We start from the raw sequence: 11,743 nt of genomic DNA on the forward strand, positions 1-11,743 counted from the left end.
ATGTTGTATAACATCATCCACACTATTGTCAGACTTCAGGATATTGTATCCCTTATGCTTTAAGTCCTTCAAGATCTCGATTGTCAATGGTACATTCATCGCAATTAGTATTTATTATTTTCACCTCATTCAAACAGGCTAAATTTTGATCTTAAGCCCTTTACTATAAAGTGAACTTACAGAACCCTCCCCTGCTTTGATTTAATATTGAACAGGATGAACACGCAAGAATGTTGAGCAACCGGTTATCCTGAAGAGTGTCCATCCTTATTCAATATCCAAAGATAAATAATAAAACTAAATATATTAGTTTTAATTTACTATAAATTTTAGTTTAATTGATTTTAATTGAATATCTGAGCTTTATATAACTGAGATAAGGTTTCCCGCAAATATTTCTTTCAATTTTTCAGTATTTTCGAAAATTAACAAAATATTAAAAAATAGAAAGCTAAAATCAACAACAAAGCTTGCTTTTCATAAAAGGTCTACATATCTTAGGACAAGCAATTATTAACAAGGGAAAAGCTAAATTAGATTTAGAGTTTTTTAGCTTTGGAATTCATCATACTACGGCGAATAGAAATTTTATTTAAGAAATAATTATCAACGATAGACTACATCAGAGGTGAATAAACAGAATAAGAGTTAGCTTACAAGCTAGTAAATTGTTTTTATAAAACAACCCATCAATTTGCATTTACCTCCTTCCATAAAAAATAGAATTAGAACTTTCCATTTTGGAAAAAAAAGAAATGTTAACTCATAGAAATGAAATGTTAGAAATTAAAATTAACACACAGAACTTAGTTGATTCACCTTATTCTGAGTCAAAAAAGTCAGCATTCATTTTTGATGACGATGAATTTTTGGAACAAATTGTTCAAGAACTTAAAAGTGCTCACCCCTCCGTTTTTTAGTCTCTGGCTACAGAGGAGTTGGCAAAACTTCTTTTGTAATTAGAGTTGCCGAAAAGATTAAAGCTGATCACATTTTTGCATCCATAAATGTTGCTAAATACGAGGGTTATTCTCATCTCATTAAACGTTTAATTAGGCAACTATATCTTTCCTTCAATGAACATACTCAAAAACAGAAGGTCTGCGTTAACCTCAAGGAAGAATTTTCTTTATTGTATGATCGAACATTCAATGATATAATCAATAGTCAGCTAGTTAGAGAAAACAACGAAATAAAATATGAAAACTCCATAAAAGTAAATTTAAAAGAACTTTTCACCCCACTTTTAACTACTTTAATTTTGCTTTTGAATCTTAGCTTTGACGTTATTCCATCGAAACTAACAAATTTCATTTTGGTCGCAGCTGCTGTAGCATGGAGTACAATCGTATCTTTGAATTTAGCAATAACAAAGACCAAATTAAAAATAAACTCTAAGGAATCATCTCGAAAAAGTCTTTTTGACAACGAAATCGCAGAACATCGTTTATTAGAGATTCTAAAACAACTAGATAAAAATAAGATCAAAGTGCTCATTGCCTTTGATGAACTAGATAAGCATGAAAATCTCCAAGATGTTATGCGTATCATAGATGACCTTAAACCTCTACTATTATCTGGTAGTGCAAACTTTTTATTATCGCTGGACAACAACTTAGCTATCATTACGATGAAGCATCATTGAAGGAAAATGAAGTTATTTCAAGTATTTTCTCTAAAACTATTCATATCCCTTTCCCTAGCCATGCTACCTTAAAAAGCTTTTGCTTAAACCTGCTAGTAGATGACCATGATAAGAAAAATATAAATGTGTTGGACTTTTTGATTCAATGATACTAGCGTCTAGAAGAATACCTCGAATTCTGGTTAACCTAATTAGATCAAAACTGCAATGGCAGGATAACAAAGCATATTTAGTAATTGATGATGACTATGTAAAAGATCATAGAACTAGTTCAAGATTATTACAAAGTTTAAACAATGTTACTATTAAAGCGCTACCAAAAATATCTAAAAATGATTCTCAACTTGATTTTTTTATAGCACAAGTCCATTTATGGATACATAAAATGATAAAATATGAATCTACATATTTTACCTTAAGCTCAATAATAAATATTGAATCTTATAAAGATAAGGTTCCATCACACTACTCTGCACAACTAAATGAACTAGGTGAATTTTTAACAGATGAGCTAATTGAAAAGAAATTATTGGGTGTATGGCCTGGTGAATATGAAGAGCAAGAAATTTCTTATTTTTGGACCGAATTTCACGAAGCTCCTGAAGAATATAGGATGCCTAAACATGATGATACTCAACTTGAACAAGTTGTTGGATCGGGGGATTTCCTTACGGAATTTGCTGAGCTAGAAAATTTATGCAGACGTATTTATAATGAAACAAGAAAAGATGGGAATAATATAAAAGCATCTTTGCGTACAATATTAGAGGAATTTAAAATAAATGGCATTATTGACGCTAAACTCCACGAGTTGTCAACAAAAGTATTAGAAAATCGAAACCTAATTGCTCATGGAGATGTAATTGGCAACGAGGGGGCTGAGCTGGCAAATCAATCACTGTTCAATCTGAGAAGACTAAAAGCCGAGATATTGGAGAACTATGTCTTTAACATTAGTAAAAATGTATTATTAAAATACAGCTTGAACAAAGAGAACCGTGATAATTTTGATTTTATCGCAGAAGGTGAGAATATTACACTTGCGGTTGATGTGAAATATAGAAAAAAAGGTTTACCTAACACCTCTGATATTATAGATGCTTTCCGGAATTTCGAAAACTTCAAAACTGTCAGTTCAAATAATGTTAAGTATATATTGTTTTTCTTTATAACTCAGGAACACTCGTATAGCAAATTGAATTCAACTGTCAACAGGATACTGAAGAAAGATTTTCCAATGTTAAAAGACAATGCTGAAATTATATACATACCACATAATGATGAAGAATCATTTACAACGATCATCACAAGTAGTTTAAAAAAATACACTAAAGAACCGCAAAAAGTTAAAAGTATTGTAGCTTCACCTGTTATATTAAATGAAAATAATAACACCAAATTTGTAAAATATGTAACTGATTATTTTTTATTTGAAGCCCTTTATAGTCATAGTGTCAATGAAGAAATCACTATTGATGAAGACTTATTGAAAATAAGGGAGAATAAAATTTCACCGGATTTAAAATATCTTTATACCTTATGGCAATCATCGTATAAAACACTTCGTGATATACAATTCTTTCAGGAAAAAGCGGTTTCTACTAAACAATACCAATTTCAACTCAGCATAGCTTACATCTATTACGTAATGACTGGTCTATGGGGGGATATTCCGCCTTTAGCAGACCTAAATGCACCTGAGGGTAATTTAACTCCTACGAGGAGTTCGATTAATGAAATAAGAGAAGTCAATATATCATTATTGAAAAACTTGCATAGCAACACAACTGAAAATACTAAGGCGCATATTCAGATAGCATCTATGTTGGCTAAATATTACCTCGAAAAGAAAGATTACTACTCAGTAAGCCTATACACAAAAATGATTATTGACTCGTCTACCTTTCATTAGCGATGAACGATGAAATTTTTGATACAGACAAAGAGTCTATAATTGGTTTTAACCTCGAAAACTATCCCGAGATAAGAAACGACAGCTTTTTAAAACTATGTAAGAAAGGAAAATATGTCCATTTAATACGGAATACGGAAATTCTTTTAATGGCAGCTGAAGCTTCTTTTCATCAAGGGGAATCATATATCGCATTGGAGTATATCAACAAAATCAGGAGAAGAAACAACAAAACGATTATTTTAGATACCAATAAACAATTTATTGAAACTTTGCTCGCTGATTGGAAAGATAATCTTGGTAGTGAAGGATCCTATTTCTTTGCTCTAAAAAGAAATGATTTAGCAACTGAAAAATTGCAAATTGAGAATCACCAGCTTCTTCTTCCAATACCCCAACAAGACCTGGTGATGAATTTTAATTTGAAACAGAATCCTGGGTATTAGATACCAAGGTTCTGCTTAATAGTGTGCAAGACCCATCATGAAGTGTCCGCTTCTTGGAAGCTAATCCTTATATGCTGGTGGTAAACAAGACGGTTTAACCCAAATATGCTTATCAGAATCCATTCTCAAGTGATTTTCTCTGTTTTGAGAATGCTTATTATCTATGCTAAAAAGCATAACAACCTTATCTTCGTTACTTGGATGTCTATTAGCTTTTTGATAAAAATTGTTAACATCATTAATTAAATCTGATTTACTTAATTGATCTAAATATCCTATAAATTTTTCCTTGTTACCAAATATCTGTTCACAGAATGGTTCAGAAACATGTAAATAGAATTCAGGCCATTCTTTTGTGGGCCCAGAGTAATACGGCCTAATAAAGTGTTCTAGATAATCTGTTGGATCTTTTTCGATATATTTTTTAAAAATAGAAGTAGCCTCATGATCAAGTATAATTTTTCTATCTTGTCCTAATCCTTCTATACAATTATAAAAAACAGAAACAATAACTGAATATTTAGCTTTTTCGCTTATAAGCCCCTCTAAAAACTTTATGTTCAAATAAATAAGATTTGTTTTAACATACTGTTTATAAGAGTGATGAACTAAATTAAAAATATCATCTTCTATGTTTAAAATAAAACGCCCTATTAATGAACTTATATTAATATGATTACCTGTGGCATTTTTCTGGATTAATTTTGTTAATTCATCTATTCGATTATTTTCAATAATATTGCGTAATAACTTAGTAATTACTTTAAAAAAAGTAGATTGAGCATTGCCAAATTGTTTATCATCTTCGTTAACCAAATACAATAATGTATCAAGTATATTTTTTGATTTTTCATCAAATTCCGAAAGATGATATCTCTGAATTTCCTCATAGAAATTCAAATCTCCTATCTCATTTTTATATTGTAAAAGTTGTTGCGTATTCATATCTGTAAAATTTATTCAGGGATTGCATGTGCTATTCTATTAAATTCTAACCTATGATAGTGACTAAAATTATTTATATAGCAAAATGCAAATTTTGCCTGAAATTCATTAGCTGATGGCTCTAAAAATAATTCTTTTATTAGTCTTATAATCGTCTCATTATTCTTGACATTTTCACATTCAAGAATATCAAAATGCTTCATTGAAATTTTTAATTGATTATCAACACTCTTTAAATTAAACCTTATTCGTAAATTGTATAAATCCTTTTTTTCATCATGTGTTTGTTCCATACTAGGTATTGAAATCCAATAATTATCATTCTCCATTAGTTTCCTATAAACTGCAATATCCAAATATTTTATTAATTCTAATATCAAGAAGTCAGGTAAATAAACAAAAAATCTACTGCTTTGAATAGAAATTTTAACTGAATTACAAAATCTGTTTAAATCCCTTTTGTTAATTAACTTATTTAAGATAACAGATTTGATGATTCGAGACTTTCCTATTTCTATTGATCCGTTTAATATTTGTTGAACCTGCTGTTCAAAACTATATATATTAGGTGGTGTTTTCCCTATTTCTTCGGACCTATCTTTCACTGCATCAAGTAATAATTCATTAGCAAGCAAACTTAAAAATTCTTGTGATATGTGAGGTAAGGTCAATTCAACATCAAATATTTTTTTTAAATATTCGATTGGTTTATGAATTTTATTATCTAGCAAAGAATTTAGAACGTATTCTTTATCAAAGGGCGTTACAAAAATAGTATTACTAAAATCTGCCGAATTTCGGATTACCTGAAACACATTAAAAACCTCCTTATTATCTAACCGATCTAAATCATCAACAATTATGATAATACGTTTATCTATTTTACAAATCAGAGTATTTATCGAATTAAAGTATTCTTTGTTAGATTTTTCATCAAGTAGAGAGCCCGGTAAATACTTAAATGGATTATAAACACTATTTAAATTGGTTAAGCTTTTTGCATATTTCCTCAAAAGTGATCCAGTATAAATATATTTTGACAATTCCACATCAAGGGTTTGAAAAAAATCATAAGTTACGTTATTCGCATTCGTTGAGTACCAAGGATTAAAATCAACAATAATTGTATCTTCGTGACTCTTCAAATCCTTCTTCAGAAAATTTAAAAATGAAGTTTTTCCTTCACCCCATTTATTAACCAATCCAATACTTAATGCCCTAGATTTACTAAATTTATTATTCCTTATCGAATATATAAATGACTGATATACTTGGGTTCTTTTATACTGGTCATATTCTGCATCTTCCAATGGTGAGTCTGCAACTAAAGTACTATTATATTCATATTTTTTACCGTTTACAAATAATGAATGAAATAAAATTAAAATTACGATTACAGTATAAATGAAAATGGTAGATCAAGTATTTTTAGCCATGAGATATTATCATTTACTGATGAAGGGTAAAACTCATAATTATCAGTAAAATATCTATTATACCAAAAAATAATTGAAATCGTAAATAATAGAAATGAGTACTTAAGCTGTAAATGATACTTTACCTTTATTATTTTACCACAAATATTTACTGCAAAAATAATTATAATAATTCCAAATATTAACAAATAAAACCATGGCAAGCCATTACTTAAATTATCACTAAAAATGTTATTAAGTATGTATTTATTATATATACTTGGAATTACTGTAAAAATCGAAGCCAATATTAAAGTAAAAGAATACCATAAACTATTGATATAATATGAGTATTTGCTTTCACGAACTCTATAATGAGTATGTAACTTCAGGGTTTCTGTAACATTAATTGTAAAAATACATGGAAAATTAATTCCTAAAAGAATCCATATTCCTGCAATTTCGTTTACAATTTTCATTTAATAATCATTTATTTTATCTGTTTATTCACCAGAACGAGAAAACCATGTTGAATAATTTCGACATTGCTTAAATTTCACTATTCATATAGTATATAATAAAGATGTTTTTGTACCTTAATTTATGCGTAAAAATCAAAAAATAAAATGTACGTGATATCCAAATATTATACTTGTACTTTATTACACCACAGATTCTTTAAAGTATAGTGTATTTTTACACAGACTATAATCCTTCTTTTAAATTGACCTAGTATTTCTTATTGACTTAGTATATGTTCTAAATTACTCACTCGCTAAACCTTTTTCCATTATTGATGTTTGTATGTAATTCTTTTACTAACCTTTTTTGGAACCTGAATCATTTCCTTTCTTATCTTTATTCTGTGCATTTTCTCTAGACGACTGAATTAAACTTGCAGAAGGTCTTTGCACGGTCAACGCTTTCTCAATTAATGTTCCTTGATCTTTCTTTTCCCTAATAATTTTATCTAATTCTTCTCTTGATAAATTGCTCATGTTATTTTAGTTTAATTGTTTTATTATTTACACTATCCGTATATATAAAATTCTTAACATTTGAATTTTTCTTTGAAACAGTATCAGGTATGTGTTTTCCCTCTATTACCTCAGCAACCTTTATTTCAGATTTTTTCACTTTTTCAATATTTAAAATACAATATGTAATTAAAGAAACCAGGCCTAATGTTAAAAATATAAGAACTGAAAAATTATATATTGGAATGAATTTGTCCTCTTTAAATTCATGTAATTTATCCTCTTCAGCTAATTTTATAGTTTTTAGCAAAATCTTTCCACTATAGTAGTGAGCGATAAATCCCAACATTATTGTTATTACAAAAGCTATGAGTGACAAATAAAATAATCCATTAAAAATGGATTGCTTAAGTGGTGCAATATCTTTTATAAATGTAAGTGCAATACCTAGTGCCCCCCCTGCAATTGTTAAAGATTGAGTATCGAACTTTGATATACTATATCTATAATCTTTTTGTAGAGCATTTATGTATTCCTGCTTTTCCTTGTCAAATTGTTCAGACATGTTCATTGGCTATATCACAAATATACAAATATCCATTTACTGAAATTAAATATTGGACAATATTCAGTTAATTTTTTTGACATTTATTTAAAAGTATTACACATTTTATCGAAATAAAATACTTAGCGTTGATTCTCCATTGAAGATTCAGTATATTTATAAAAACCAAAATCAGTAAATAAATGACAAAAGTGCACGGTATTTTTATTGGAATTGACAGATTTCAATCTCCTTCGATCAATTGGCTTTCATGTGCAAAACGAGATGCTGTTGCCTTACATTCATTATTTTCTGATAATATTGATGGGGACTTCCAGCTAATACACGATGAAAATGCTACTAGAGATAATATAGAAAGCAAAATCAAACTATTATCTAACTGTTCCGAGAAAGATATTGTTATATTTTCATTTTCAGGTCATGGAACAACTAATCACAAATTAGTAACTTACGATACAAAAATCAATGATATAGAGTCCTCTACAATATCTCTAGATACTTTAGCAGAATGGTTTAATAATATTCCAGCAAAACAATTAATATGCATTATTGATTGTTGCTTTTCAGGAGGAATGGGCGCTAAAGCTTTAGAAGTTAATAATTCAAGGCAATTAAGATCGGGAGAGGAATTGATAAAACAGTTCTCAGGTAGTGGGAGAATTATATTAACTGCATCGAAAGCTTCTGAACCTGCTTGGGAAAATGGAAAATTAGGCCATGGACTCTTAACTTACCACCTGCTTGAAGCCTTACAAGGTGCTGAGGAAGTAAGAAAAGATAATAAAATTGGTATCTACCGTCTTTTGGAATATGTTACATCAAGCGTTAAAAACTCAGCTGGACAATTAGGAGCTGTACAAAACCCAATGCTTTTAGGACAAATAATTGAAGAAATCAATTTCCCTATATTCAAACCAGGAAAATTATATAATGATGCCTTTCCTGAAAGAAGTATTTCATTAGCAAATTCAGATATCGATTCTCTACTAGAGTTAGGTTTTCCATTAGGTATTTTAAATTCATGGAAGCTTAAAATACCATCCTTAAATCAAATACAAATTGACGCCATTAATGAATATGGAATTTTAAAAAATAATCATCTTGTAGTATCCGCCCCTACTTCTTCCGGGAAAACGATGATAGGAGAACTTGCGGCAATATATGGAGTTACTCAAAGGAAAAGAGCTGTATTCCTACTTCCATTAAAAGCATTAGTAAATGATAAATTAAAACATTTCAACGAAACATACGCTTCGTTTGATATAAAAACAATAAAAGCAACCGGTGAAAGTACTACTGACGATATCATGCCATTAATGAAGGGGCAGTATGATGTCTGTTTAATGACTTACGAAAATTCTCAGCAATTGTCTTAGCTAATCCATACATACTTAAACAGATAGGGACAATCGTAGTTGATGAAGCTCAAATGATTGCGGATAAAACAGAGGAGTGAATCTCGAATTTTTACTTACACTACTAAAACTAAAACGGAAAGAAGGTATAGAACCTCAAATTATTTTATTATCAGCAGTTATTGGCAATCTAAATGGCTTAGAGAGGTGGTTGGGAGGACGATTATTATTAAATACAGAAAGACCAGTTCCTTTAAATGAAGGAATTATAAAATCTAATGGAAATTTTCGTTATATCGAGTCAGACTCTGGTGAAGAAAAAACAATAAATCTCTTCTCACCACAGTATAGAAAAGGTACAGGTCAAGATGTTATCATTCCTTTAGTACAAAAACTGGTTGACGAGGGTAAAAATGTAATAGTTTTTCGAGAAACTAAATCGGAGGCACAGGCTTGTGCGATGTACCTTTCTAATAATTTAGACTTAGCTCCTGCTTCTGAGGCAATCAAAATGTTACCTCAAAGAGATCCATCAACCTCAACTCAAAAATTAAGGCATGTGTTAAACAAAGGCATTGCTTTTCATATTTCGGATCTTGATCCGGATGAACGATCTGTCATTGAAGAACAATTCAGAAATAAAGAGTCAGGTTTACGAGTTATAGCAGCTACTACAACTTTAGCAATGGGAGTCAATACTCCTACTGAAGCAGTAATAATTTCTGGTTTGACACATCCAGGAAGTGTTCCTTATTCTATTTCTGAGTATAAAAACATTATTGGCAGAGCTGGACGATTAGGTTTGGCACAGAGAGGATATTCGTACCTAGTTTCATTAACTTCTTTTGCTGAACATACTTACTGGCAAGATTATGTTTTAGGAAAACCAGAAGATTTGAAATCTAATTTCGTGTCAAAAGAAACAGATTGCAGATCGCTAGTGTTAAAAGTACTTTCTGCCTCCAAATCTCAAGTAGGCATGAATCAAGACAGAATTATTGCATTTCTTGAAGAAAGTTTTGGGGCATATCAAGAGAAAATAAAGTATGACAGGTGGGATTGGAATCAAAACGACATATTTGATGCATTAACAGAGCTGATACAGCATAAACTAATCAAGCTTGATGAAGAGGGTTATTTTCACACTACCACAATTGGAAGGATAGCTGGTGAATCAAGCTTAGAAGTAGAATCTATCATTCGTATAATAAACGTATTAAATCAAATACCCCCGGATCAGTTATCTAGTCCTGTATTATTAGGGATTACTCAGCTTTCTAAAGAATTAGAGCAAGTATATATGCCTATTAATAGAAGAAGCGTTTATAAGGAGCCGCATACTTGGAATGATGCTATAAACAAGCAACAGGTGCCTCAACAACTTATTAATGCTTTTTCGAAATATTCTAAAGACAATATAGAGTCTACCTCTAAATCAAAAAAACAGTTGCATGCTTGCTTTGGCTATCAGATATGCAATTGGTAGAAATGGAAGCTCTGCTTATGCAACATAGTAGAGATAGCTCTGCTGCAGGAGCAATCAGATCAGTAGTCTCTAGAGTCTGCGATATTTTACCGACTGTTTCTGCTATAGCTGAGATATTACACCCTGAAGTGAACTTTGGTGAAAGAGTTTCCAAATTACTTTTGAGATTAGAATTAGGTATTCCCTCTTCAATTGTAGAACTTGCAGAAATTTTAGGAAGAACACTAAACCGAGGAGAATATCTAGAACTATTGAAAATAGGAATTATTAATAAAGATCGATTTATTAATGCTGATAAACAAGTTCTACTAAGTATCCTTTCCTATGATAAAATCGACGAAACAAATTTTAAAATTGAGAAATATATTCAAGAACAATTGAATGTTTCTGCAATAGTAGAGATTCCATTATACGAGGACTAAAAACTAAATAACGATTGCAAATTAGCAGTCCTAGAATTCTGATGTTATTTTCTTTCAGTTTCTATTTTTTAAAAGAATTGTAAAAACGTAAGATTACACACTATTAATTCATAATGAGTAATTTTTAATGAGAAAAGAAGATTATTTTGAAAAAAGCAATGCATCCAAGTGTCAAACATTAAGATGTCCTATCGTAAATTATTGTACAAAGAGAGCATATACTATTTATTTCTACTCTGATTTCAAAGAGATAAATAAATCTACTTTAATTATCCCTCCCCTAATTAGTGAAGGATAATTCCATAAGATTTTGAAAATAATTCTAACCTACTTCAAACTCCATTTCCTATCTGGAATAAATCCGATAATTTGTTTTATTATCAAAACATGTGTCCAGAAGTAAATTTATTTTAGGGTTGTAAGTGTCCCAAAAAATCAAACAGCTTAAAACTGGACATAAATGTTTAGATTTAAGTAATAAGATGAAAAAGACACGTTTTACAGAAACACAGATTGTAAGAGCTCTCAAAGAGGGAGAAGAAGGTAGAAAGACGGATGATATCTGCCGGGAGCTT

12 protein-coding genes are annotated in these 11,743 nt (G+C 30.2%); 8 read left to right on the forward strand and 4 right to left on the reverse strand.

Annotated elements, in window-relative coordinates; translation table 11 throughout:
• Positions 1-740: 740 nt before the first annotated feature.
• From L950_RS28935 to L950_RS21525, 4 genes are all read left to right on the forward strand, one after another.
• The gene (locus tag L950_RS28935; protein ID WP_031289368.1) at positions 741-920 is read left to right on the forward strand and encodes a hypothetical protein; all 180 of its coding nucleotides are present in this window, start codon (positions 741-743) and stop codon (positions 918-920) included.
• 38 nt (positions 921-958) lie between these two features.
• Positions 959-1,645 carry a hypothetical protein gene (locus L950_RS21515; protein WP_231577763.1) on the forward strand — a complete coding sequence of 229 codons (687 nt, stop codon included), beginning with the start codon at positions 959-961 and terminating at the stop codon, positions 1,643-1,645.
• A 145-nt stretch (positions 1,646-1,790) separates the two neighbouring features.
• The gene (locus L950_RS21520) at positions 1,791-3,557 is read left to right on the forward strand and encodes a hypothetical protein (RefSeq protein WP_021191891.1); all 1,767 of its coding nucleotides are present in this window, start codon (positions 1,791-1,793) and stop codon (positions 3,555-3,557) included.
• Between the two features lie 2 nt (positions 3,558-3,559).
• A complete protein-coding gene (locus L950_RS21525; protein WP_021191892.1) occupies positions 3,560-4,003 on the forward strand; it encodes a RagB/SusD family nutrient uptake outer membrane protein in 444 nt (147 codons plus the stop codon).
• A 60-nt stretch (positions 4,004-4,063) separates the two neighbouring features.
• On the opposite strand, the gene L950_RS21530 is transcribed toward L950_RS21525, so the two are convergent.
• The 4 genes from L950_RS21530 to L950_RS21550 all read right to left on the reverse strand — a co-directional run bounded on the left by L950_RS21530 (position 4,064) and on the right by L950_RS21550 (position 7,905).
• Entirely contained in the window at positions 4,064-4,948 is an 885-nt protein-coding gene (locus L950_RS21530; RefSeq protein ID WP_021191893.1) for a hypothetical protein, read from the reverse strand.
• A gap of 11 nt (positions 4,949-4,959) precedes the next feature.
• Entirely contained in the window at positions 4,960-6,258 is a 1,299-nt protein-coding gene (locus L950_RS21535) for a P-loop NTPase fold protein (protein WP_021191894.1), read from the reverse strand.
• Between the two features lie 923 nt (positions 6,259-7,181).
• Positions 7,182-7,361, reverse strand: coding sequence for a hypothetical protein (locus L950_RS21545; protein WP_021191896.1), 180 nt, complete (start codon positions 7,359-7,361; stop codon positions 7,182-7,184).
• A gap of 1 nt (position 7,362) precedes the next feature.
• Positions 7,363-7,905: a hypothetical protein gene (locus tag L950_RS21550; protein ID WP_156169804.1), complete on the reverse strand. Its 543-nt coding sequence runs from the start codon at positions 7,903-7,905 to the stop codon at positions 7,363-7,365.
• 182 nt (positions 7,906-8,087) lie between these two features.
• Here L950_RS21550 and L950_RS27205 point away from each other — a divergent pair, with 182 nt between their 5' ends.
• From L950_RS27205 to L950_RS28940, 4 genes are all read left to right on the forward strand, one after another.
• The gene (locus L950_RS27205) at positions 8,088-9,281 is read left to right on the forward strand and encodes a caspase domain-containing protein (protein WP_052764498.1); all 1,194 of its coding nucleotides are present in this window, start codon (positions 8,088-8,090) and stop codon (positions 9,279-9,281) included.
• Between the two features lie 76 nt (positions 9,282-9,357).
• Positions 9,358-10,746: a DEAD/DEAH box helicase gene (locus tag L950_RS27210; RefSeq protein WP_052764499.1), complete on the forward strand. Its 1,389-nt coding sequence runs from the start codon at positions 9,358-9,360 to the stop codon at positions 10,744-10,746.
• The gene (locus L950_RS27215; RefSeq protein ID WP_231577762.1) at positions 10,716-11,168 is read left to right on the forward strand and encodes a hypothetical protein; all 453 of its coding nucleotides are present in this window, start codon (positions 10,716-10,718) and stop codon (positions 11,166-11,168) included. The genes L950_RS27210 and L950_RS27215 overlap by 31 nt, the downstream gene beginning before the upstream one ends.
• Before the next feature lie 482 nt (positions 11,169-11,650).
• On the forward strand, positions 11,651-11,743 hold a 93-nt coding region (locus L950_RS28940; protein ID WP_156169806.1), incomplete at its 3' end, for a transposase.

The organism is Sphingobacterium sp. IITKGP-BTPF85, assembly GCF_001006065.1.
GTDB classification, from domain to species: Bacteria; Bacteroidota; Bacteroidia; order Sphingobacteriales; family Sphingobacteriaceae; genus Sphingobacterium; species Sphingobacterium anhuiense.

Bases quoted from the DNA above. Each gene is read 5' to 3' on its own strand.
- L950_RS21520 (WP_021191891.1), top strand. From the start codon at position 1,791: ATGATACTAGCGTCTAGAAGAATACCTCGAATTCTGGTTAACCTAATT.
- L950_RS21525 (WP_021191892.1), top strand. From the start codon at position 3,560: ATGAACGATGAAATTTTTGATACAGACAAAGAGTCTATAATTGGTTTT.
- L950_RS21530 (WP_021191893.1), bottom strand. From the start codon at position 4,948: ATGAATACGCAACAACTTTTACAATATAAAAATGAGATAGGAGATTTG.
- L950_RS21545 (WP_021191896.1), bottom strand. From the start codon at position 7,361: ATGAGCAATTTATCAAGAGAAGAATTAGATAAAATTATTAGGGAAAAG.
- L950_RS21550 (WP_156169804.1), bottom strand. From the start codon at position 7,905: ATGTCTGAACAATTTGACAAGGAAAAGCAGGAATACATAAATGCTCTA.
- L950_RS27205 (WP_052764498.1), top strand. From the start codon at position 8,088: ATGACAAAAGTGCACGGTATTTTTATTGGAATTGACAGATTTCAATCT.